The following is a 22,598-nucleotide window of genomic DNA, read 5'->3' on the forward strand; positions in this document are numbered from 1 at the left end:
GCGTCCCGATGAGCCCGGCCCCCGCCCGCCCCCGCGTTAGGCTCTCGCCGTGGACGCCGCGACGCAACTTCCGACGGTGGGCATGATCGGCGCCGGTCAGCTCGCCCGCATGACCCACCAGGCCGCCATCGCCCTCGGCCAGAGCCTCAGAGTGCTCGCCGGCGACCCCGGCGAGAGCGCCGCCGTCGTCGCCCCCGCGACCACCCTCGGCGACTACCGCGACCTCGACGACCTCCGCGCCTTCGCCAAGGACTGCACCGTCGTCACCTTCGACCACGAGCACGTCCCCCAAGACGCCCTCCGCACCCTCGTCGCCGAAGGCGTCGACGTCCTGCCCCGGCCCGACGCCCTCCTCCACGCCCAGGACAAGCAGGCCATGCGCACCCGCCTCGGCGCCCTCGGCCTCCCCCAGCCCCGCTGGGCCCCCGTCGACTCCATCTCCGACGTCGAGGCCTTCGGCCTCCCCTGCGTCCTCAAGGCCGCCACCGGCGGCTACGACGGCAGAGGCGTCTGGATGATCGACACCCCCGCCGACGCCCAGACCGTCCTCGCCTCCGGCATCCGCCTCATCGCCGAAGAACGCATGGCCCTCCAACGCGAACTCGCCGTCCAGATCGCCCGCTCGCCCAGCGGCGAGACCGCCGTCTACCCCGTCGTCGAGACCGTCCAGACCGGCGGCATCTGCACCGAAGTCCTCGCCCCCGCACCGCACCTCGACCCCGCCACCGCCGACCAGGCCCGCCGCATCGCCGAGACCGTCGCGACCGAACTCGACGTCTGCGGGATGCTCGCCGTCGAACTCTTCCAGACCTCCAAGGGCCTCTTCGTCAACGAACTCGCCATGCGCGCCCACAACTCCGGCCACTGGACCATCGAAGGCGCCCGCACCAGCCAGTTCGAACAGCACCTGCGCGCCGTCCTCGACTACCCCCTCGGCGCCACCGACCTCGCCGCCCCCCACACCGTCATGGCCAACGTCCTCGGCGGCGCACCCGGCGGCCCCCGCCTCGACGAACGCCTCCAGCACCTCCTCGCCGACGACCCCGGCGCCCGCGTCCACCTCTACGGCAAGGCCGTCCGCCCCGGACGCAAGATCGGCCACGTCACCGTCTGCGGCGACGACCCCGACCTCCTGCGGCGCCGCGCCCTGCGCGCCGCCAAATGGCTCCAAGAAGGCGAATGAACATGGCAGAGCAGCACGCGCCGCGCGTCGGCGTCATCATGGGCTCCGACTCCGACTGGCCCACCATGGAACCGGCCACCACCGCGCTGGCCGAGTTCGGCATCCCCTACGAGGTCCGCGTCGTCTCGGCCCACCGCACCCCCCAGGGGATGCTCGCCTACGCCGAGTCGGCCGCCTCCCGCGGCCTCCAGGTCGTCATCGCCGGCGCGGGCGGCGCGGCCCACCTGCCCGGCATGGTCGCCTCCGCCACGACCCTCCCCGTCATCGGCGTCCCGGTGCCGCTCAAGCACCTCGACGGCATGGACTCGCTCCTGTCGATCGTCCAGATGCCCGCCGGCATCCCCGTCGCCACCGTCTCCATCGGCGGCGCCCGCAACGCCGGGCTCCTCGCCGTGCGCATCCTCGGCGCGAGCGACGAGGCCCTGCGCGAGCGGATCGCGAACTTCCAGGTCGACCTCGAACGCATGGTCGCCGACAAGGACGCGGCCCTGCGCCGCCGCATCGCCGACGCCGAGTAGCGCGGCGGGCGCTCAGCCTCCCCTTCCGGAGCGGTGTCACCGAAGCGGCGCCCCGCCCACGCGTTCCAGCAGCGCCGCCGTCAGCCTTCGCTTGCACGCTCCAGCAGCGCCGCCGCGTTCGGATCGTGCGCGGCGAGCACCGCCAGACCCGGCAGGCGCCGCCGCAGCTCGTTGACCTCCGCTGCGGCCCTTGCCATCCGCCGCCGGTCGCCCAGCCCCGGCAGCGCGCCCGCCGCCAGCAGTTCGGCGTCGTACGTCAAGTCGCCGACCATGAGCAGCGGGGCGCCGCCCTTGCGGCGCACCAGCATCGACATCGACCCCGGCGTGTGCCCCGGCGTCGGCAGCATCACGAGCGCGCCGTCCCCGAACAGGTCGAACCCGGCCGTGAACGGCGCCAGACCCGCATCGCCGAGCGGCTCGAAATCGACAGGGCGCCAACGCGCTCCATCATGGAGCCGCCCTGGCAGCAGCCCGCGCGCCACCGGGAACGGCGACGTCAGCGAGTCCAACTCCGCGCGGCTCACGAGGACCTCGGCCCGCGGGAGGTCCCGCAGCCCGCCGACATGGTCGTAGTGCAGATGCGACACGACCGCCTTCGCGACGTCCTCGGCGCGCAGCCCGAGCGCCGCGAGCCGCGCAGGCACGGTCTCCCCGGCCCCCATGCGGCCCTTCGCCACCCGTGTGAAGACGAGCCCCATCGGCCCGGCCGGAAAGTACGTCGGATCGACCGTCGCCGCCCGGTCCTGTCCGGTGTCGAAGAGCACCAGGCCCTCCCGGTGCTCCACGACGAACACGTTCACCGGCCGCGGCGCCGTCCACCTCCGCGACGTGAACAGCCACAGGTACGGGTGCTTGCGCGTCGGCCCGACATGTTCGGGCCGCACCGCGACCGAGCCGGTGCTGAAGACCGACACCCGGCCGACCGGGTCCTGCGATGCCACGGCCACTCCCCTCCATCACGCCCCGACCGCCCTGCGCCGCACCCGGAGCCGCCCGGCAAGTCTCCGCCATCGCCCGCACCCGCCCGCGCATCGACACCCGGCCCCCGCAAACCTCGTTGTGCCGCACCGACCCCCCGCCTACCCTCAGCCCATGCCGAACGACCAACTCCACCCGACCGGCGGCTACCGCCACGTCACCATCACCGAACCCGGCCGCACCGCCCACCTCGCCGGGCAGTGCCCCGTCGACCAGGACCAGCAGGTCGTCGGCATCGGCGACCTGGAGGCGCAGATCGAACAGGTCGCGGCGAACTGCATGGCGGCGCTGGCGGTCGCCGGAGCCGAACCAAAAGACGTGGTCCGCTCGGTCGTCTACGTCGTGAGCGCCGACAGCCGCACAATCGGCAACGCCTGGCACCGCCTCCACGACCACCCGAAGCTAGGCCCCGCATTCAACAGCGCCAGCACGGTCCTCGGCGTCACCGCTCTCGGCTACAAGGGCCAACTCGTGGAAGTAGACCTCACTGCCGAACTCCCCGACGAGCCCATTTGTTAAATAATTTGCTAAACTCGGACCATGAGTGACGACACGATCTCGGAAATGCGACGCGGGGAGGGCCCGGCGGTCAGTGTGAGCGCCTCCCTGCATCGGGGGACGGTCAACGAGGTTCGCCGTCGAGTCGGCAAGCGGGCCTTCTCGGCATACCTTGAAGATGCGCTGTTGAAGCAGATGCGTCGGGAAGACCTCCGCGAATTGCTGGACGACCACATTGAAAGGCACGGAGAGTTCAGTGCAGGGGAGCTCGCCGAGGCTCACGATGCGCTCTACGGTGAGGCCGACGAGATGCGAGGGCACGCCGCGTGAACCTTCGAACTGTCCTGCTCGACAGTGAAGGGCTGTCTCGACTGGTCCGCTACGACCGTCGAGTCATGGCGATCCTGGAACAGGCCTGGCGAGATGACCTCGTTGTGGCGGCCAGCGCGCTGACGCTGGTCGAAGCCCGCGATCCACGGCTCCAACAGGCGCGATTCGATTGGGCGGTGAGCCGAATCGACGTCATCCCTGTTTCCGAGGAGATCGCCCGGGCCGCTTCGAAACTGCTCGGACAGACCGGAAGACACGGCCATGCCGATGCAATCGACGCGGTTGTCGCTGCGACGGCGATTGCCGTCCCGGTCTCGACCGTGATTCTCACGAGCGACCCCGATGACATGGCGGCTCTGACCCAGGGCAAAGCTCGCATCGTCAAGCTCTGAGGTGAAGGGAAGTGCAGATGACGACCTACACCGCGATGGTCGGGCCCCGAGACGGCGACTGGTTCCCGGTCGAGATCCGCGAAATGCCGGGCGTGTTCACCCAGGGTCGGGATCTGGCCGAGGCCGAATCGATGGCCCGCGAGGCCATCGCCCTCATGCTCGATGTGCCGATCGGTGAGGTCGCCATTCGCATCGAGGACCGTCGCCTCCAGGTCGCGTAGGCGTTGATGCGGATTCATCCGGGGGAGATCCTGTCCGAGGAGTTCCTTGCGCCGCTCGGGATCTCGCAGTACCGGCTCGCGCTGGAGATCGGGGTGCCGGCGCGGCGGATCAATGAGATCGTGCACGGCAAGCGCCGCATCAGCGCCGATACGGCGCTGCGGCTCGCCCGCTACTTCGCGACTTCCGACAGGTTCTGGATGAACCTTCAGAACCGATACGACCTCGAGATCGAGCGCGACCGCCTCGCCGGTGACCTGCTTCGGATCAAGCCGTTCGCGGCGGCTTAGGCCTCGTTGCACAAGAGGGCCGCGTGGGCTTCTCCGATTCGGGTCGCTATGAGGGTCGCTTCATAGGGGCCCTTCAGTTTCAGCTGCTTTCGCAGGGCTGCGGGGTCGATGCCGGTGCCCCTCTGCTTGATGGTGAGGCGGCCGATGCCGCGTTCGGCGAGGAGCGCTTTGAGCTTCTTCGGGTGGAGCGGCCAGACCTCCTCGATTTTCCAGGCGCGTGCGAACGGGGTCTCGCGGAGGTCGTCGCCGTAGAGGTAGGCGATGCGCTCGCTGGCCGTGTGCGCGTCCAGCGAATCGGCGAGTTCCGCGACCAGGCCCGCCCTGATCACGGCGCCGTCGGGTTCGTAGAGGTAGTCGGCGACCGGGCCGACCTCGGCGAGGCGGTCGCCGGTGCCCGTCAGCTCGTGCCAGGTCCCGGCCTTGCAGACGCTCGCGCGCCGGGACACTTGCGCCGCCTCGCCGAGCCACAGGCACGCCTCGACCACGTCGCGGTCCACCGAGACCCACTCCGCTTCGGCGCCCTCCGGAATCCAGTCGTGGCCGATCCCCGGGCCGAGCTTGACGGCCGCGAAGCGGGCCCCGCCCAGGTGCGACAGGAGCGGGTCGAGCGGCGGCGAGTAGTCGGCGGGGTTGAAGTTCCTCGTGCCCCCTGAGCGCCGCGCCGGGTCGGCGAAGGCCGTGGGGGACAAGGGGGTCGTCAGGGCGTTGCCCACGCGCACCTCCACCGGGAGGCCGAGCGCCTCAGCGTTCGCGCTCGCGTACGCGGCCGTCGCCGGGTCCATGTCGACCGCCTCGACCGCCAGGCCCGCCTCGGCGAACGCCAGGGCCTCCGTACCGAGGCCGCAGCACAGGTCGGTGACGCGGTCACCGGCGGCGGCGAAGCGGGCCGCACGGCGCACCGCGACGGGCCAGCGCGTGGCCTGCTCCAGGCCCGCGCGGGTGAAGTACAGGCGGTCGGCGAGGTCGCCGAACTTGGCGCGGGCGCTGCGGCGCAGGTCGGCCAGCGTCAGGGCCGCCGCCGCCAGGGCCGGGTCCACGCCGGCCTTCCGCAGCGCGAGCGGCGCGCGGTCGCCCTCGCGCGACAGGGCCTCGGCGGCGGCCGACTGGAGGCCGGGATCGGCGCGGAGGGCTTCGAGCAGGCTGGGTTCCACGGCGTCCATGATCCCTCGGCGAGGGCGAGGGCGAGGGCGAGGGCGAGGGCGAGGGCGAGGGCGAGGGCGGAGGCCCTGCCCGGCCGCCGCCCGGCTCCCCGCGTCCCGGCTCTCCGCGTCCCGGCGCCGTCCGGGGCGTGCCGCCCGCGGCTCGCGGCCCCCGGGTTCGTGTTCGGCGGGTGTTCAGCGGCTTGCCGCTATGACGTCGGAGACCCGTCGTTGACGCTCCGACCTGGGCGAACTAACCTCTGGGTTAGCACTCGCAGAGTGAGATTGCCAAGCGCTATGATCGCTTTGGCACTCTCACCTGGAGAGTGCCAACAGCCACGGGCCGGTGCCTCGGCACCCGCGACGACGAGACCCGCGCTGTCGTGGCGGACAACCGTTCTGAACACCAGGTTTGGAGAAACCAAGTGAGCAAGGCTGCCATCAAGCCGCTGGGCGACCGCATCGTGGTCCAGGCGAACGAGGCCGAGACCACCACCGCCTCCGGTCTCGTCATCCCCGACACCGCCAAGGAGAAGCCCCAGGAGGGCACCGTCCTGGCCGTGGGCCCGGGCAACATCGACGACAAGGGCAACCGCATCCCGATCGACGTGAACGTCGGCGACGTGGTCATCTACTCGAAGTACGGCGGCACCGAGGTCAAGTACAACGGCGAGGAGTACCTCGTCCTGTCCTCGCGCGACGTTCTCGCGGTCGTCGAGAACTAGCACGCGTCGGGCCCTCAGCCGCATCGCCGAGGGCCCATTCGTGTCCTAGGAAGGGACTTTCATGCCGAAGATTCTCAACTTCGCCGAGGACGCGCGGCACAACCTGCTGCACGGCATCGACGCGCTCGCCGACACCGTCAAGGTCACGCTGGGCCCGAAGGGCCGCAACGTGGTCCTCCAGCGCTCCTTCGGCGCTCCGCTCATCACCAACGACGGTGTCACCATCGCCAAGGAGATCGAGCTCGCCGACCCGTACGCCAACCTGGGCGCGCAGCTGGTGAAGGAGGTCGCGACCAAGACGAACGACGTCGCGGGCGACGGCACCACCACCGCGACCGTGCTGGCCCAGAAGATGAGCCACGCCGGCATCAAGGCGGTCACGGCCGGGGGCAACCCGATCGCGATCCGCAAGGGCATCGAGGCGGCGGCGAACGCCGTGTCGGACGAGCTGCTGAGCCAGGCCATCGAGATCTCCGACCACGAGCACATCGCGCAGGTCGCGGCGGTCTCGGCGCAGGACCCGGAGATCGGCGAGCTCATCGCCAAGGCCATGGACGCCGTGGGCGTCGAGGGCGTCGTCTCCGTCGAGGACGGCTCCAGCCTGGAGACCGTGCTCGAGGTGACCGAGGGCATGCAGTTCGACAAGGGCTTCATCTCGCCGAACTTCATCACCGACCAGGACTCGCGCCAGACGGTGTTCGAGGACCCCTACATCCTCATCTCCAACTCCAAGGTCGGCTCGATCGAGGAGCTGCTGCCGGTGCTGGAGCGGGTCGTGGAGACCTCCAAGCCGCTCCTGATCATCGCCGAGGACGTCGAGGGCCAGGCCCTCGCGACCCTGTCGGTGAACGCCCTGCGCGGCACCCTGCGCGTGTGCGCCGTCAAGGCCCCGGCCTTCGGCGACCGCCGCAAGGCCATCCTGGGCGACATCGCGACCCTGACGGGCGCCGAGGTCATCTCCTCGGAGATCGGCCTGGAACTCAAGCAGGCCGACCTGTCGCACCTGGGCCGGGCCCGCCGGGTCACCGTGTCCAAGGACGCCACCACCATCGTCGACGGCGGGGGCACCAAGGACGAGGTCAACGCCCGCATCGCGCAGATCAAGCAGCAGGCCTCCACGACCGAGTCCTCCTGGGACCGCGAGAAGCTGGAGGAGCGTCTCGCGAAGCTCTCCGGCGGCGTCGCCGTCATCCAGGTCGGCGCGGCCACCGAGGTCGAGCTCAAGGAGCGCAAGCACCGCATCGAGGACGCGGTCAACGCGACCAAGGCCGCGGTCGAGGAGGGCATCGTCGCCGGCGGCGGCGCGGCCCTCGTGCACGCGATCGCCGGTCTCGACAAGATCGAGCTCGACGACGCCGAGGCCCTCGTGGGCGTCCGCATCCTCGCCGCCGCGCTCTCGGAGCCGCTGCGCCGCATCGCCCTCAACGCGGGCGAGTCGGGCGACGTGGTCGTGAACGCGGTCGCCGGCAAGGGCTGGCGCGAAGGCTGGAACGCCGCCACCGGCGAGTACGAGGACCTGGTCGCCGCCGGGATCATCGACCCGGTGAAGGTCACCCGCAACGCGCTGCTGAACGCCGGCTCGATCGTGGGCATGCTGCTCACGACCGAGGTGACGATCGTGGACAAGCCCGAGGAAGAGGAAGAGGCGGCCGGCCACGGCCACTCGCACTCCCACGGCGGGCACAGCCACTCGCACTAGCGTCGAGCCCCGGAGCACCGCTCGGGGACGAGACCCGAAGGGGCCGCCGACGGAAGTCGGCGGCCCCCTTCGCGTTTCGCCGCAGGTCAATCACGTGTCTGGAATTCGAAGTGTCAACATCCCGACAGTTACTCGCGCGACTGTCGGGAAACCGATAGAGTTCAAGTGCCTTCGCGGCCTTTGGGGATCGGAGCCGCGAAGGCACTTTTACGCCTGGATTCAGTCGATCCGGATTCAGATCGACCGGTTCGCAGTGATTCCGGTCTCAGACCGTACGGCACCACCGTGACGACACCGGTTGCGGCGCAACCGGCCCCGCCCTTCACTCCTCGCCCGGCGACACCCGCAGCTCCCGCATCCGGTTGAGCGTCGCCGCGATCTCGAACCGCCGCGGCACCGCGAGGTCCACGTCCCGCACCCGCAGCAGCTCGGCCGCGCCCTCGGTCCCGAGCCCCTCCTCGATGCGGTCCAGCGCCACCGCCACGGTCGCCTTCCCGTCGATCCAGCCGCGGCGCACCGCCGCCTCGATCGCCAGGCCGATCCCCGAGGTCATCGAGTGGTCGGTGATCTGCTCCACCGACCGAACATCCACTTCGGACTCGCCGAAGCGGAGCCCGTCCGTGCCGTCGGCGCGGATCTTCTGGCGCCCGCGCGACTCCGAGGACACCGACCGCGGATCCACCACCCGCGCCCGCGGCATCGCGAACCCCTCCGCCTCGACCCGCCGACCGGTCGGCCTGGCCGCCAGCGCCTTCGCCCGCTCCGTGACGTCCTCGGGCCGGTAGGCGTCCATCAAGACGACCCGGTCGGCCACGTCCATGTAGTCGCCCGAGCCGCCCATGACGAGCACCGTCGACACCCCGTGGTCGTCGGCCATCGACCGCACCAGGTCCACCAGCGGCGTGAGCGGCTCGCGGTCCTTGGCGACGAGCTCCTGCATCCGCGCGTCGCGGATCATGAGGTTCGTCGCGGCGGTGTCCTCGTCGATGAGCAGCACCCGCGCGCCCGCTTCGAGCGACTCGACCACGGCCGCGGCCTGCGAGGTCGAACCCGAGGCGTTCGCGGTCGTGAAACGCCGCGTGTCGTCGCCCGAAGGCAGGTGGTCCACGAAGGCGTGCACGTCGACGCCGGTGACCGCGCGCCCGTCCTCGGCGCGGACCTTCACCGCCGAGCGGTCGGCGACGACGAGCTCCCTGCCGTCGCCGGGCACGTGGTCCCACACCCCGGCCTCCAGGGCCCGCAGGAGCGTCGACTTGCCGTGGAAGCCGCCGCCGACGATGAGGGTGACGCCGGGCCCGATGCCCATGCCGCGCACCGTGCCCGCGTGCGGGAGCGTGAACTCCGCGGCCATCGACTCGGGGCCCGCGAACGGCACGCCGCCCTCCAGGGGCCGGTCGTCCACGCCCGAGCGTCGCGCGAGCATCGACCCGTCGGCGACGAACGCGACGAGGCCCGCCGCCGCGACGGCCTCGCGCAGCGCGGCGACGTCGTCGGCGTGTCGCGCCCAGCGCATCGCCTCGTCCTCGCCGACGGCGAGCGCCTCGTCTGCCGCGTCGGGCAGGAGCTCGCACAGCAGCCGCGCGGCCTGGCGCCCGGCGATGCGCCGCCCGTGCCCCGGCAGCTGCGCGCCGAGGCGGAAGACGACCGTGCCGTCGGCGCCGACCTCGCAGGAGCTGCGGCGCAGGATCTCCTGGCCGCCCGCGTCGATGCGCAGATCCCTTGTCTCGGCGGCCTTCTTGAAGCGCTTGACGAGGAGCACGGCGAGCGCCCGGCGGCGCTCGGCGGTGGCGTGCCACTCGGCGGGCAGGTCGGCGGCCTCGGCGTCGAAGTGGAGCGCGACGCGGCTCGGCGGGGCGTAGGGGTCGGACTGGACTTGCGAAATGTCCAGAACCGCCGGTCCTGTCCACCATTTGCCACGCAGGGATTTATATCGGCCGTAACTCGTACCTTCCAGGGCCGTTAGTTCGTTAGACAGTTCATGGCGAGGTGGATGTGAACGATGGTCACCAAAATCGCTGGACTCGGCCCGGTGCTGCCGTCCGCCTCTTCGCTGTGTCATGCCCCCAGTTTCCCACCGGCGACGAGGTTCTCGCGTCAGCGAACCGAACACCATCCGTCCGCGCCTCATCCCGGAAACCTCGAAAAGTCACTCGAAAAATTTGCGCGAACTCGCGTCATGGCGGCGGACCGCCTGCGTGCCGCATAGAGAGACACGCACGGCCTACCGCAGCGAAAGGTAGAACAAAGTGAGAACCGTACTGGTCTGTGTTAAGACTCCTCAAGCCGGACAGAAGATCTCGGCCTGCGCGACCCGCATGGGGTTGGCGCAGGCGGTCAAGTCCGTCGAGGGATCACCTGAGCTGTTCCTCGAACTCGGCCGACGCCAGGTGGACGTGGTGCTGGTCGATGTGGCCCTGGCCGCACCGGACCCGGTCAAGTTCGTCAAGACCGTCCGCGCCCGTTCGCCCCGGACCGGAGTCCTCCTGTCCGGCGCCGCCGACCCCCGCACGGCCGCCATGGTGGTCGCCGCGGGTGCGCGGGGTGTCATCCGCACCCCGTCCAACAACTCCGACGACCTCCTGGTCGCGCTGGCGCAGGCGATCATGTTCGCCTCGCCGACGCTCCAGCGCGTCACCGAGACCGTCCCCCGCCAGCGCTCGACCCTCCAGGGCATGAAGCTCACCGAACGCGAGCTCCAGGTCCTGCGCGGGATGAGCGAGGGCAAGTCGAACGCCGAGATCGGACGCGACCTGTTCGTCTCCGAGGACACCGTCAAGACCCATGCGCGCCGCATGTTCCGCAAGCTCGGCGCCCGCGACCGGGCCCACGCGGTGGCCGAGGCCTTCCGCTCGGGACTGGTCTGCTGAACACCGTCCGCTGAGGACCGGCACCGTTTCGGCAGGGACGGCACGGGACTCGGCATCGGGCGCGACCGCGCCGGGGAGCTGGCAGGCCCCTCGTTCGGCGGCGTCCGACCAGAAGCAGCGCAAGGCCTTCCGAGGGCCGCGACGGGAATCGAGCGTCCCGCGCGTCCGCTCGGCGGCCGTCGCCCGCAAGGACCGCGGCAGGCGGTTCCGGGGCACCGCGGCGGGCCGGCCAGGCGTCCTTGGGACGACCGGCCGGGAGCCGCACACGATAGACGAAGGCGGGCCGATCCTTCCCCGATCGGCCTGCGCGGGTTGCGTTCCGGTGCCGGCGTGAGCCGGCGCCGACCGGCCCTCAGGCCCGTTCGGCCAGCGCCAGCAGCGCCTCGTCGCCCCCCGGGGCGGCGACGAGCTGGAGCCCGACCGGCAGGTGCTCGACCCTGCCGGCGGGCACTGCCGCGCCCGGCGCGCCGGCGAGCCCGGCGATGCACGTGAGTCGCACGATGGCCTCCCGGTCCGGCGCCTCGCCGAGGCGCGGCGCCGGGGCCGGCGCGGCGGGGATCGCCAGTGCCGTGCCCTCGGGGAGCCGCTGGGCGACGAGCGCGCGCATGTGCTCGCGCACGAGTCCAGCCGCCGCGACCTCGGCGTCCCCGATGCCCGAGGCCGCCTTGAAGCGTGCGGCGACGCCGGGCCCGAACTCGGGGGCGGCCTCCTCGATCCACGCGCCGTGCGTCTCCCAGGCCTCGCGGGCCTGGAGCGTCGCGTAGGCGACCCTGGCCCGCTCCAGCGGCGCGGCCTCCTCGCCCGCCGCGAACAGCGGCGCGTCGTCCACGTCCAGTCCCAGCGACTCGACCGCGGGCCATACTGCCGCGCGCGTCGACTCGGGGATCTCGCCCCACACGTCGCGCGGCGCCAGCAGCCGCGTGATCGGGGCTGTCGCGGGCGCTTTGCCGAGGAGCGCCGTCATCGCCAGGCGCAGCGTGGCCGCGTCCCGCGTGAGGACGCCCGCGGTGTCGAAGCTCGCCGCGAGCGGCACGGCACCCTCCAGGTTCACCCGCCCGTGGGTCGGGCGCAGCCCGTAGAGCCCGCAGTAGGAGGCCGGGACGCGGATCGACCCGCCGGTGTCGGTGCCCAGGCCGATGTCGGCCAGGCCCAGTGCGACCGCCGAGGCCGAACCCGAGGAGGACCCGCCGGGCACGCGGCCGGGCGCGGCCGGGTTGTCGGGGGTCCCGTAGTGCCGGTTGGAGCCGTTGAGGCTCCACGCGAGCTCGTCGGTGATCGTCTTGCCGACCACTCGCGCGCCCGCGGCGCGCAGCAGCGCGACGGCCGCCGCGTCCTCGTCCGGCACCGGGTGGGTCTCGGCCCAGCGTGGGTTGCCTGCGCCGGTCGGGACGCCCGCGAGGTCGAACAGGTCCTTGACGGCCAGCCGCAGGCCCCCGAGGGGCCCTTCGCGGTCGGCGTCCTCGAAGGTCCGGATGAAGGGGTCGACCATGTGTCTCCTCGGGTTCGCGCCGGTGCGCCGGGCGCCCTCGGCAACGGGCGCGGCGCCTGCGCCGGTCCCGCGCCGTGGGGCCGGCCGCGGTCCAGTGTGCCCCGCCCCGGCGAGGCGCCCTCAGGCCCCCGCGGCGTCGCCGCCCTGGCGTCCGACCCAGCAGTCGGAGTACCCGCGGGCGTAGTCCCAGGTCACGTAGTGGGCCGGGTCGGGGTCGTAGGCGGGCTCGTGGACCTGCGCGCAGTTGGCCTCCAAGAGGCCGCGCAGGTTCGCCATGAGCAGGCCCCACGTGAAGTAGTGCGGCTCGTCGCAGTCGTCGCAGTCGACGACGACGCCGCGGAAACCCTGCGGATGCAGCACCCGCTCGAACAGCTCCAGTTCGTGGAGGTCTTCGAGGAGGTCGGCGCGGTCGTCGTCGTCCAGTTCGGGTTCGAACGTGGGATGCGCCTCCGCGTGGTCGGGATCGTCGGCGAACGGGTCGCGAGGCTCCTCATACACCCTTCAAGCCTAACGCCCGGTGACGACGGGACCGGGCCTGCGCGGTCGGCGGGCCGTCTTCCTCCCGGAAGCGTGCCAGCCTCGCCTCCGCCCGGTGACAGGGCGGCGCCCACTCATTAACATGGGCCGCAAGCCAACCGACCGGCCCCGCGCCGGCCAGTACACGCAAGGAGACGGCAATGGACGACTTCACCGAGGGCGCCGAGGAGATCTTCGACGACGCCGTGGACGGCATCGCCGACGCGATCGGGGACATCGACGCCGGGGAAGTGTGGGAGGACGTCACCGACGGCGCCACCGAGGCGTGGGACACCGTGTCCGACGAGGTCGGCGAGCTCCTGGAGTAGGCGACACGTACAGCTTCGCGTGCCCGGCCCCGCCACCTGGGGCCGGGCACGTCCCATGATCCCCTCACCGGCCCTCGGGGCCCGGTGCGAATCACACCGACAGGGGACGTGTGCGACTCGAAGCGACGCAGGTTACGGCACTACCATTGCCACATGGCGTTCTCAGGGGATTTCGGAATTCAGGGGCACGAGGGTGCTACCGGTGAGCGTGTCGGCGGGACCACGGTCCCCATGGGCTCGGCCGGTGCCATCCCGCTCGGCCTGACCTTCGACGACGTACTGCTCCTGCCCGGCGAATCCGACGTGATCCCCTCCGAGGTCGACACGTCCTCCCAGCTCACCCGTAACATCCGCATCTCGGTGCCGCTGCTGACCGCCGCGATGGACACCGTCACCGAGGCCCGCATGGCCATCGCGATGGCCCGCCTCGGCGGCCTGGGCATCCTGCACCGCAACATGTCCGCCGAAGAGCAGGCCCAGCAGGTCGACCTCGTCAAGCGCTCCGAGTCCGGCATGGTCGCCGACCCCGTCACCTGCTCCCCGCACGACACGCTCGAACAGGTCGACAAGCTCTGCGGCAAGTACCGCATCTCGGGGCTGCCGGTCACCGACGAGGACGGCAAGCTCATCGGCATCGTCACCAACCGCGACATGCGCTTCGAGAGCGACATGTCCGTGACCGTGGCCTCTGTCATGACCTCCCGCGACCTGGTCACCGCCCCCGAGGGCGTCTCCAGCGACGAGGCCCTGGAACTGCTCAAGCGCAACAAGATCGAGAAGCTCCCGATCGTCGACGCCGAGGGCCACCTGCGCGGCCTCATCACCGTCAAGGACTTCTCCAAGCGCGAGGAGTTCCCCAACGCCTCCAAGGACGACGTCGGGCGCCTGCGCGTCGGCGGCGCCATCGGCGTCGGCGACGACCAGTACTCCCGCGCCGGGCAGCTCGTCGAAGCCGGGATCGACCTGCTCTCCGTCGACTCCGCGCACGGCCACTCCCGTGGCGTGCTCGACATGATCGCCCGCGTCGCCAAGGACTTCGGCGACAGGGTCGACATCATCGGCGGCAACATCGTCACCGCCGCGGCCGCCAACGCCATGGCCGACGCGGGCGCCGATGCCGTCAAGGTCGGCGTCGGACCCGGCGCCATCTGCACCACCCGCGTCGTCGCCGGCGTGGGCGCCCCCCAGGTCTCGGCGATCATGGACACCGTGCGCGTCGCACGCCAGCGCGGCGTCCCGGTCATCGCCGACGGCGGCATCCAGTACTCCGGCGACATCGCCAAGGCCATCGTCGCCGGCGCCTCCTCGGTCATGATGGGACAGCTGTTCGCCGGCTGCGCCGAGAGCCCCGGCGACCTCATCTACATGAACGGCAAGCAGTTCAAGTCCTACCGCGGCATGGGCTCGCTGGGCGCCATGCAGTCCCGCGGCGAGGCCCGCTCCTACTCCAAGGACCGGTACTTCCAGGGCGGCGTCGAGTCCAACGACAAGCTCGTCCCCGAAGGCGTCGAGGGACAGGTGCCCTACCGCGGGACCCTCGCACAGGTGGTCTACCAGCTCGTCGGCGGACTGCGCAGTGCCATGGGCTACACCGGGGCCGGTACCATCGAAGCGATGCATGAGCGCGGGCGTCTGGTCCGGATCACCGCTGCGGGACTCAAGGAGAGCCACCCGCACGACATCCAGATGACCGTCGAAGCGCCCAACTACCACACGCGGTAGTCGGGACCGGTAGACCCACGGCGACGCTTGCTAGCCGTAACTTTGCGAGGTGTGACTGTGCGGGAATTGGTCGAGATCGGCCCCGGCAAGATCGTGGCGCGCGGGTGGCGCCTGTCCGAAGTGGCGCTCGTGCCGACCCGGCGGACCAGGGACATCGACGATGTCTCCACCGAATGGCAGCTCGACGCCTACCGCTTCGAGATCCCTGCCGTGGCGCACCCGTCCGACGCGACGATGAGCCCGGCCTCGGTGATCGAGATGGGCCGCCTCGGCGGCCTCGGCGTGCTCAACGCCGAAGGGCTGTGGTGCCGCTACGTCGACCCCACCTCGCTGCTCAAGGAACTCGCGGACACGCCCGCCGAGAACGCCATCGAGCGGCTCCAGGAGATCTACGCCGAACCGGTGAAGCCCGAGCTCATCACCGAGCGTATCGCCGAGATCCGCGCCGGCGGCGTCACCACCGCCCTGCGGATGAGCCCCCAGCACACCGCCGAGCTCGGCCCGATCGCCGTCGAAGCGGGCGTCGACCTGCTCGTCATCCAGGGCACCATCGTCTCCGCGGAGCACGTCTCCTCCGGCGGCGACGTGCTCAACCTCAAGCAGTTCATCGCCGACCTGGACGTCCCCGTCGTCGTCGGCGGAGCCACCAACTACAAGACCGCGATGCACCTCATGCGCACCGGCGCCGCGGGCGTCATCGTCGGCGTCGGCTCCGACGACTGGTCGACCACCGACACCGTGCTCGGCATCGACGTCCCGATGGCCTCGGCCGTCGTCGAGGCCGCCGCGGCCCGCCGCGACTACCTCGACGAGACCGGCGGACGCTACGTCCACCTCATCGCCGACGGCGAGATCACCAACTCCGGCGCCATCGCCAAGGCCATCGCCTGCGGCGCCGACGCGGTCATGCTCGGCTCCATCCTCGCCGACGCCGCCGAGTCCCCGGCCGCCGGCGCCTGGTGGCACTCCGCCGCCTCGCACCCCAAGCTCCCCCGCGGGCGCTTCCGCCCCGGCGACTCCGGCGACGTCGAGGTCCCCGACCTCGAAGCGATCCTCTACGGCCCCAGCAACTCCTCCGACGGCAGCCAGAACCTCTTCGGCGGCCTCCGCCGGGCCATGGCCAAGACCGGCTACACCACCGTCAAGGAATTCCAGAAGGCCAGCCTCGTCACCGCCTGACCGAGCCGCACCGAGGCCCGGCCCCCGCACCACGGGGACCGGGCCTCGGCCGTTTCCCCAAGCGCCCCTTCGCATCCGGTGGGATGCCATCGACTCGATCCCCACCCGCGACTTTCCCACGGCGCCGCGCCCGGCGCGCCGCTGCGCCCATGCCCCCGAGACACCGATGGCGACGATGACACCCTCCCTCCACGTGTCGGGCCTGCACTGCACGCTCGGCGACCGCGCCTCGGGCGATGACCGACCGTGAATCCAAGCCATAGGACCCCGACCCCGTACGTTTGGGATCGACGAGTACTGGAGGTGTCGAGATGACGAGCAAGGAGTTGCTCCATCGTCTGGTCGAGGACTTGGGCGAGCCGCAGGCCGCCGAGGCGCTCACCTGGATTCGCGCTCGATACGCCATGCCCGATCCCGCGCGCGACGAGGCGGCGCTGCCCGATTGGATCGGGTCCTTCTCCTCTGGCCGAGGCGACCTCGCCGAGCGCCACGAGGAGATCCTGCGCGACGAGGACGATGACCGTTGATCGTTGTCGACACGGGTCCCCTGCTGGCGCTCATGGACACCGACGACCACCATCACGCCCGCTGCGTCGCGTAGTTCCGCACGGTCCGAGTGCCGTTGCTGATTCCCTCGCCCGTGCTCACCGAGGTCTGCTGGCTCCTCGACCGCAACCGCGGCTCGAAGGCCGAGGCGGCCTTCCTGCGCGGGCTCGCCGACCCTCAGGGGCGCTGACGCTCAGCCCGACCACCGATGAGGAGCTGCTGCGCATCGCCGATCTGGTCGAGCAATACGCCGATCTGCCCCTCGGTGCCGTGGACGCGTCTGTCGTCGCGCTCGCCGAACGCCTACGCATCCGCGAGGTCGCCACGATCGACCACCGCCACTTCAACATCGTCCGACCCGCCCACGTCGACGCCTTCACACTCCTGCCCTAGTTCCTGCTGGAACCGGCTCACCGCCGACGGCCTCGGCCTGGGTCGTGCCCTCACCGGTGGTCCGTGCGGTCTTCGGCGGCATCCTCGCTGTCCGGCGACGACGTCAGGAGCGCATCGACCAGCGCCTTCCAGTCCGCCGGGTTCGCGGCCCAGCGGTAGAGCGGCAGGCGGTGCCGCTTTCCGGTGCGGACCTCGTACAGGCGGGCGTCGTACACGGAGTACTCGATCCGCGCGAAGCGGCCATGTGGCCAGGACTGCCACCAATGCTTGGCACCCGGGCCGTGGAGCCGCCCCGTCCGCAGGTCGAAGGACAGGTAGCGCTTCGACAGGGCAAACCTGACGAGCACCACCGAAATCCCGATGAGGAAGCCGCAGACGAAGCCCCGCAGCAGGTCCTCCAATCGGCTGTTGGCCTGGGGCAACAGATAAGAGGCCGCGACATACGCCGCGAACATGACCGTGCCGGTCACGAGGAGGCGAACTCGCCGCAGCCTGACCTCGACCGTCTCGACCCGGCGCTCAGTGGTCGGAGCCGGCAGGTCCCGCATGAGCAGGTCGACGAACCGTGCCCAATCGCGCCGGTCGGCGACCCGTCGTCGGATCGGCAGGCGGCGCCGTCTGCCGTCGGCGCTCACTTCGTAGACCCGGGAGTCGTAGACGGAGTACTCGATCCGCTCGTACCCGCGTGCCGGATAGGTCCCCTTATGCCGCCACCTGCCCGAGGCGGTGACCGTTCGACGCCTCGTGTCGAACGTGAAATACCAGCGGCGCACGACCAGTGCGATCCGGCCCAGCGCCCCCATACCGATCAGGATCCCGCCGAGGCGCAGCAGCCCGTCGACCGCCGCGCTCGGAGGATCGTGCAGCACGAGCACCGCAGCCACCGGCAGCCCTAGGGCTGCCGTGATCAGACAACGAACCAGGCTCGCCCGCACCACGATCCGAGCCGGATCGGGGGTTTCGCCGGGTGGTGCCGCCGCGTTCTCGCCGTTCATGCCGACTGCTTCGGAGCCGGGTGCTCGGCGGCGGCGCGGGCGTTCTGGTGGGCGAGGAACACGTCGACGAAGGCGGTCCAGTCCTGGCGGTTCAGCAGGGCCGAACCGCGCACGATCCGGCGCCGCCTGCCGTCGGGCCGCAGGATTTCCAAGGCGCCGAAGTGAACGGAGTACTCGATGCGGTCGCCCGCGCGCCACTTCCCGAGTCCCGACCGGGTCCAGCCCGAACCCCACAGGTGCCCGGTGCGCGTGTCGTAGTGCAGCGCCGGGCCCATGAACAGCAGCTGGGTCCCGAGGATCGCCGCGTAGATCGGCAGGAACATCTCGAACTGGAGCAGCGAGTCCTCCACGTCCAAGGCGAACACTCCCCAAGAGGAGAGGACCCACAGCGGCCACCCGATCGACGCCAGCCACCAGCCCAGGCGCCGGTTGTGGCGGACCGTAATCACCGTCCGCGGGTCCGGAGGCGGCGTCGGATCGGGGGCCGGGTTCTCGTCCGGAGGCGGCGGCATCGGCGGCAGGCCGTAGAGCAGGGTCCGCGGCGGGGGGTCCTCGGCCGGGGGCGGCGCCGAATCGGGGGCGGTGTTCATTTGGGTGTCTTTCGGGCTTCGGAGTCGCGAGGGGGGGGGGGGGGGGGGGGGGGGGGGGGGGGGGGGGGGNGGGTGTCGGCGGAGTACTGGCGGGGCGTCCGGTTTCAGTGAGGCGGGGGTCGTCTGTTCGGATGAGGGTTGGTCCGCTTCTCGGCGGTTTGTGGCTCCGCGCACAGGTATCTGTCAGCTAGGCCACGTATCCTTGCCAGCGTGAAGCGCGAGAAGCACCCCATTCCCACAAGGAGTGGGGAACAACACACCCGGCTTTCGGCGTTGGTGCTGCTGTGACCTGCCCGTTCTGTTCCGTACTCACCGTGCCCGGCGCGCGCTACTGCCACAACTGCGGCGCGCCGCTCTCTCCGGAGGCGACCGCCCCGCAGACCGAGCGCCGCTACGTCACGGTGCTGTTCTGCGACCTCTCCGACTTCACGACCTGGTCCGAGAGCCTCGACCCCGAACGGGTCTCGTCCGTCACCGACCGGCTCCTGGCGGAGTGCGTCTCCGCCGTCAACGAGTTCGGCGGGCACGTCGACAAGCTCACCGGGGACGGCCTCATGGCCGTGTTCGGTGCGCCGCTCTCGCACGAGGACGACGCCGAGCGGGCCGTGCGCGCCGCGCAGGCCATGCAGAAACGCGTCCGCAGGCTCCTCAAGGCCGAGTCCGGCGGCGGCCTGCCCATCGGGCTGCGCATCGGTCTCCGCTCGGGCCTGGTCGTCGCCGGGATGCAGGCGAACCTCGAGTACACCGTCATCGGCGACACCGTGAACACCGCCGCGCGCCTGTGCGACGTGGCCTCCGTCGGCACCGTCTGGGCCGGCGAGGAGACCATGCGCGCGACCAAGCACGCCGCCGCCTGGCGCCGCCTCACCCCCGTGCGCCTCAAGGGCAAGCGCGAGCCCGTCGAAGTGTTCCAGCTCCTCGGCCTCGAAGACGAGCCCGGCACCCGCGCCAGCCTCGGCGACACCGCGCCGTTCATCGGACGCGACGCCGAGATCGGCCGCGTCACCGGCCGCCTCGAAGCCGTCATCGACCGCGGCGAGCCGCTCGTGCTCATCCACACCGCCGAAGCCGGCATGGGCAAGACCCGCTTCGCCCGCGAAGTCCGCACCGTCGCCACCGAGCGCGGCGCCCGCGTCCTCACCGTCCGCGTCGCCCCCTACGGGGAGGGCCGCCGCTTCGGGCCCCTCGCCGACCTCGTGCGCAAAGCCGCCGGCCTGCGCTTCGACGACGACCGCGCCACCGCCGAGACGAAACTGCGCCGCATCGCCGACGGCCACGCCGACCACGGCGAATGCCGCCTCAACATCACGCTCCTGCTCGGCCTCCTCGGCCACGGCCGACCCGGCGCCACCGACCGCCCCGGCGGCTTCACCGGCCAGCAGTCCGACGCGTACACCATCCCCGAAGCCGTCGCCGAACTCATCACGCACATGGCCACCCACGGCCCCCTCGTGCTCAACATCGACGACCTTCACACCGCCTCCCTCGACGGCATCGACGCCCTCGGCGTCGCCCTCGCCAAGATCCACGGCCCCGTCCTCGTGATCCTCTACGGCCGCCCCGAACTCACCCGCTCCTCCGGCGTCCTCACCCGCATCTCCGAAGCCGAGGTCCACCCGCTCCCGCCGCTCGCCGGCGCCGACGCCGCCCGCCTCCTGCGCGAGTTCCTCGGCGGCGGCCGCATGCCCAAACCCGACGAGGACCGCCTCCTCGGCTTCGCCCAGGGCAACCCCTACTACCTCGCCGAACTCGTCACCCTCCTCACCGAGCAGGGCCTGCTTACCGCGGACGGCGACCAGTGGCGACTCGCCGCAGGGTCCCTCACCGGACGCGTCCTCTCCCGCGACCTCGCACAGGTCCTCGGCGCCCGCATCGACGCCCTCTCACCGGCCGCCCGCGCCCTCCTGCGCGCCGCCTCCATCTTCGGCGACGCCGTGCCCCCCGAGGCCACGCAACTGCTCGAGAAGGAGGTCCCCGGCGAGTTCGAACGCGCCCTCCAGGAACTCCTCGACCGCAGGATGCTGCGCCGCCGCTCCTACGGCGGCTACCGCTTCGTCACCCCGCTCCTGCGCCAGGCCGCCTACGCGCCCATCGGGAAAGCCGACGCCGCCCACGCCCACGCCGAGATCGCCCGCTGGGCCGCCGACACCGAACTCGAAGGCCAGAGCGCCGACGACCTCGTCGTCTTCCACGCCGAACAGGCCGTCACCCTCGCCCGCGAAGTCGAGATCGAAGCGCTCGACGAGGTCTGGAACGTCCTCCCGCTCGCCGTCGAAGCCGTCCGCAAGCAGGCCGTCCGCGCCATGGACGCCTCCGAGCCCGAACGCGCCGTCGCCCTCCTCAACGGCGTCGAACGCCTCGCCCCCCTGAGCGCCGACGACCGCCTCCTGCGCGGCCGCGCCCTCACCCGCCTCGGCCGCACCGTCGAAGCCGAGGCCGAGATCGAAGGCCTCGCCGTCGACATCGGCCTCATCCCCGCCGACGACCACGAGGACGACGAGCACCCCTCCGGGCGCCTCTTCGGCGACGACTTCCCCGAGGACGAGGCCGAACTCGTCGCCCAGCTGCTCCTGCTGCGCGGGCGCCTCCACCGCTACAAGGGCGAACTCCAGGCCGCCCGCGGCGCCTGGACGGCCGCGCTGGCGCTCTCGCGCCGCGAGGGCCTGGCCGGGCCGCGCTGCGACGCGCAGTGCCGCATCGGACTGCTCGACTTCCTCGCCGGGCACCTCTCCGAGGCCGAGGCCCGGTTCCTCGACGCCTACGACGTCGCCTACGGCGTCGGCGACGACAAGCGCCTGGCCTGGGCCCTCCAGCACCGCGCGTGGGTCCTGGTGGCCCGCGGCGACTTCGACGGCGCCGACGACGTGCTCCGCGAGGCCGCGAAGGCCTTCGCCCGCCAGATGGACCTCGTCGGGCGCGCCTGGGTCCGCGGCGTCTCCGCGTTCGCCCTGCTCATGGCCGGGCGCTTCACCGAGGCGAAGCGGCTGTCGGACGTGTTCATGCCGATCGGCGAGCGCTCGGGCGACGTGTTCGCCGTCGGGCTGCTGCGCGCGATCGGCGCCGCCGCCCAGATCGGGCTCGGCCTCCCCGCGGGCGCCGACGCGGCCGCCCGCAAGTCCTTCCGCGACTTCGAGCGCATCGACGACGACTGGGGCCGCGGCTTCGCCAAGTACGTGCGGGCCCTCGCGGCCCGCTCGATCGGCGCGCTCGACCACGCCCTCGACCTCGCCGCGACCGCCGAGGAGTACGGCGCCAAGACCGGCCACCCGCTCCTGATCTCCTTGGCGCACAACCTCAGAGGCCGCTGCGCACTCGAAGCGGGGGACCCGGCCACGGCCGAGGCCGCCGCGGAGGAGGCGCTCGCGCTGCTCACCGACGACGTGCTCGAACCCGGGCGCGCGGCCAACACCGCGCTCCTGGCGGACGTGCGCGCCGCCAAGGGCGACCGAGCCGAGGCCCTGCGGATGCTCGAACCCCTTGCGGCGCATTACGACGAGCCGGCCCTGGGTCGGCCCCGCCGCGCCATCGTGGCCCGCTACGCGCGCCTGCTCGACGAGGAGGGCCGCACCGACGAGGCCGCCGCGTGGGCCCGCACCGCTCTGAAGTCCTTCGGCGAGGACCCCGAGAGCACCGCCTGGGCCGAGTCCTACCTCGCGAACGCCCCGGTGGCCTGAGACCCTTCTCGATCGCACGCGCTGTGCGCCGCGACCTCGCCGCGCCCTGGGAACCTTGAGGGGTGCAGACGACGCAGCGGGTGGACGGACGGCCCTGCCGGAGGCGGCCCTCACGGACCGCGACCGGTTCCAGTCGGACCGTCCGCCCTCCCGCGCGCCGCACGGGGGATGCGTTCACTATGCGTCACCCGCTTCTGCCGCACGGGAAGCGACACCTCATCCGTTCGGCCAGTTGTCGGTGCCTTTTCGTCCAGGGGTATACAGAATCATGGACGCGTTGCCGTAACGTTATGCGTCAAAGGTCCCATGACTCGGATCCCCCAGGCC

23 protein-coding genes are annotated in these 22,598 nt (G+C 71.5%); 16 read left to right on the plus strand and 7 right to left on the minus strand.

Annotated features, from left to right (window positions below; translation table 11 throughout):
* Positions 1–49: 49 nt before the first annotated feature.
* Together E9998_RS14430 and purE are read left to right on the plus strand one after the other, a co-directional pair.
* Positions 50–1,183 carry a 5-(carboxyamino)imidazole ribonucleotide synthase gene (locus E9998_RS14430; protein ID WP_136530404.1) on the plus strand — a complete coding sequence of 378 codons (1,134 nt, stop codon included), beginning with the start codon at positions 50–52 and terminating at the stop codon, positions 1,181–1,183.
* Positions 1,184–1,185: 2 nt separating this feature from the next.
* Positions 1,186–1,701: a 5-(carboxyamino)imidazole ribonucleotide mutase gene (gene purE / locus E9998_RS14435; protein WP_136530405.1), complete on the plus strand. Its 516-nt coding sequence runs from the start codon at positions 1,186–1,188 to the stop codon at positions 1,699–1,701.
* Between the two features lie 80 nt (positions 1,702–1,781).
* Here purE and E9998_RS14440 read toward each other — a convergent pair whose 3' ends face one another.
* Positions 1,782–2,501, minus strand: coding sequence for an N-acyl homoserine lactonase family protein (locus tag E9998_RS14440; RefSeq protein ID WP_204745444.1), 720 nt, complete (start codon positions 2,499–2,501; stop codon positions 1,782–1,784).
* Between the two features lie 292 nt (positions 2,502–2,793).
* On the opposite strand from E9998_RS14440, the gene E9998_RS14445 reads away from it, so the two are divergent.
* The 5 genes from E9998_RS14445 (at position 2,794) to E9998_RS14465 (ending at position 4,408) form a co-directional block, all read left to right on the plus strand.
* Positions 2,794–3,198, plus strand: a complete 405-nt coding sequence (locus E9998_RS14445; protein WP_136530407.1) for a RidA family protein — start codon at positions 2,794–2,796, stop codon at positions 3,196–3,198.
* Between the two features lie 21 nt (positions 3,199–3,219).
* On the plus strand, positions 3,220–3,507 hold the full coding sequence (locus E9998_RS14450; protein WP_136530408.1) for a hypothetical protein: 288 nt from the start codon (positions 3,220–3,222) through the stop codon (positions 3,505–3,507).
* Between the two features lie 65 nt (positions 3,508–3,572).
* Positions 3,573–3,899, plus strand: a complete 327-nt coding sequence (locus E9998_RS14455) for a hypothetical protein (protein ID WP_204745445.1) — start codon at positions 3,573–3,575, stop codon at positions 3,897–3,899.
* A gap of 17 nt (positions 3,900–3,916) precedes the next feature.
* The gene (locus E9998_RS14460; protein WP_136530410.1) at positions 3,917–4,120 is read left to right on the plus strand and encodes a type II toxin-antitoxin system HicB family antitoxin; all 204 of its coding nucleotides are present in this window, start codon (positions 3,917–3,919) and stop codon (positions 4,118–4,120) included.
* 6 nt (positions 4,121–4,126) lie between these two features.
* Positions 4,127–4,408, plus strand: coding sequence for a HigA family addiction module antitoxin (locus E9998_RS14465; RefSeq protein WP_136530411.1), 282 nt, complete (start codon positions 4,127–4,129; stop codon positions 4,406–4,408).
* Here the strand turns inward: E9998_RS14465 and E9998_RS14470 are convergent.
* Positions 4,405–5,559 (minus strand): class I SAM-dependent methyltransferase, encoded by a 1,155-nt coding sequence (locus E9998_RS14470; RefSeq protein ID WP_204745446.1) that lies wholly within the window; start codon positions 5,557–5,559, stop codon positions 4,405–4,407. The two genes, E9998_RS14465 and E9998_RS14470, sit on opposite strands and share 4 nt — an antisense overlap.
* A gap of 413 nt (positions 5,560–5,972) precedes the next feature.
* On the opposite strand from E9998_RS14470, the gene groES reads away from it, so the two are divergent.
* Together groES and groL are read left to right on the plus strand one after the other, a co-directional pair.
* Positions 5,973–6,272 (plus strand): co-chaperone GroES, encoded by a 300-nt coding sequence (gene groES / locus E9998_RS14475; protein ID WP_136530413.1) that lies wholly within the window; start codon positions 5,973–5,975, stop codon positions 6,270–6,272.
* A gap of 61 nt (positions 6,273–6,333) precedes the next feature.
* Positions 6,334–7,971, plus strand: coding sequence for a chaperonin GroEL (gene groL, locus E9998_RS14480; RefSeq protein ID WP_136530414.1), 1,638 nt, complete (start codon positions 6,334–6,336; stop codon positions 7,969–7,971).
* A 322-nt stretch (positions 7,972–8,293) separates the two neighbouring features.
* On the opposite strand, the gene E9998_RS14485 is transcribed toward groL, so the two are convergent.
* Positions 8,294–10,030 (minus strand): ABC-ATPase domain-containing protein, encoded by a 1,737-nt coding sequence (locus tag E9998_RS14485; protein ID WP_136530415.1) that lies wholly within the window; start codon positions 10,028–10,030, stop codon positions 8,294–8,296.
* 187 nt (positions 10,031–10,217) lie between these two features.
* Here E9998_RS14485 and E9998_RS26340 point away from each other — a divergent pair, with 187 nt between their 5' ends.
* Positions 10,218–10,838, plus strand: coding sequence for a helix-turn-helix transcriptional regulator (locus E9998_RS26340; protein WP_081912923.1), 621 nt, complete (start codon positions 10,218–10,220; stop codon positions 10,836–10,838).
* A gap of 352 nt (positions 10,839–11,190) precedes the next feature.
* Here E9998_RS26340 and E9998_RS14495 read toward each other — a convergent pair whose 3' ends face one another.
* Complete coding sequence (locus E9998_RS14495; RefSeq protein WP_136530416.1) at positions 11,191–12,327, minus strand: amidase; 1,137 nt, start codon at positions 12,325–12,327, stop codon at positions 11,191–11,193.
* A gap of 120 nt (positions 12,328–12,447) precedes the next feature.
* Positions 12,448–12,825 carry a DUF5319 family protein gene (locus tag E9998_RS14500; RefSeq protein ID WP_136530417.1) on the minus strand — a complete coding sequence of 126 codons (378 nt, stop codon included), beginning with the start codon at positions 12,823–12,825 and terminating at the stop codon, positions 12,448–12,450.
* 179 nt (positions 12,826–13,004) lie between these two features.
* On the opposite strand from E9998_RS14500, the gene E9998_RS25380 reads away from it, so the two are divergent.
* From E9998_RS25380 to E9998_RS26780, 5 genes are all read left to right on the plus strand, one after another.
* The gene (locus E9998_RS25380) at positions 13,005–13,172 is read left to right on the plus strand and encodes a hypothetical protein (RefSeq protein ID WP_158299808.1); all 168 of its coding nucleotides are present in this window, start codon (positions 13,005–13,007) and stop codon (positions 13,170–13,172) included.
* 231 nt (positions 13,173–13,403) lie between these two features.
* Positions 13,404–14,894, plus strand: coding sequence for an IMP dehydrogenase (gene guaB / locus E9998_RS14505; protein ID WP_136530525.1), 1,491 nt, complete (start codon positions 13,404–13,406; stop codon positions 14,892–14,894).
* Positions 14,895–14,951: 57 nt separating this feature from the next.
* Entirely contained in the window at positions 14,952–16,073 is a 1,122-nt protein-coding gene (locus tag E9998_RS14510; protein ID WP_136530418.1) for a GuaB3 family IMP dehydrogenase-related protein, read from the plus strand.
* Between the two features lie 311 nt (positions 16,074–16,384).
* Positions 16,385–16,600 carry a hypothetical protein gene (locus E9998_RS14515; RefSeq protein ID WP_136530419.1) on the plus strand — a complete coding sequence of 72 codons (216 nt, stop codon included), beginning with the start codon at positions 16,385–16,387 and terminating at the stop codon, positions 16,598–16,600.
* 289 nt (positions 16,601–16,889) lie between these two features.
* Positions 16,890–17,012 (plus strand): PIN domain-containing protein, encoded by a 123-nt coding sequence (locus E9998_RS26780; RefSeq protein WP_275669516.1) that lies wholly within the window; start codon positions 16,890–16,892, stop codon positions 17,010–17,012.
* 50 nt (positions 17,013–17,062) lie between these two features.
* Here E9998_RS26780 and E9998_RS14525 read toward each other — a convergent pair whose 3' ends face one another.
* On the minus strand, positions 17,063–18,007 hold the full coding sequence (locus E9998_RS14525) for a hypothetical protein (protein WP_136530420.1): 945 nt from the start codon (positions 18,005–18,007) through the stop codon (positions 17,063–17,065).
* On the minus strand, positions 18,004–18,597 hold the full coding sequence (locus E9998_RS25720; protein WP_192907096.1) for a hypothetical protein: 594 nt from the start codon (positions 18,595–18,597) through the stop codon (positions 18,004–18,006). The genes E9998_RS14525 and E9998_RS25720 overlap by 4 nt, the downstream gene beginning before the upstream one ends.
* A gap of 284 nt (positions 18,598–18,881) precedes the next feature.
* On the opposite strand from E9998_RS25720, the gene E9998_RS14535 reads away from it, so the two are divergent.
* Positions 18,882–22,271: an adenylate/guanylate cyclase domain-containing protein gene (locus E9998_RS14535; protein WP_136530421.1), complete on the plus strand. Its 3,390-nt coding sequence runs from the start codon at positions 18,882–18,884 to the stop codon at positions 22,269–22,271.
* Positions 22,272–22,598 lie beyond the last annotated feature (327 nt).

Source organism: Glycomyces paridis, assembly GCF_004912155.1.
Taxonomy (GTDB): Bacteria; Actinomycetota; Actinomycetes; order Mycobacteriales; family Micromonosporaceae; genus Glycomyces; species Glycomyces paridis.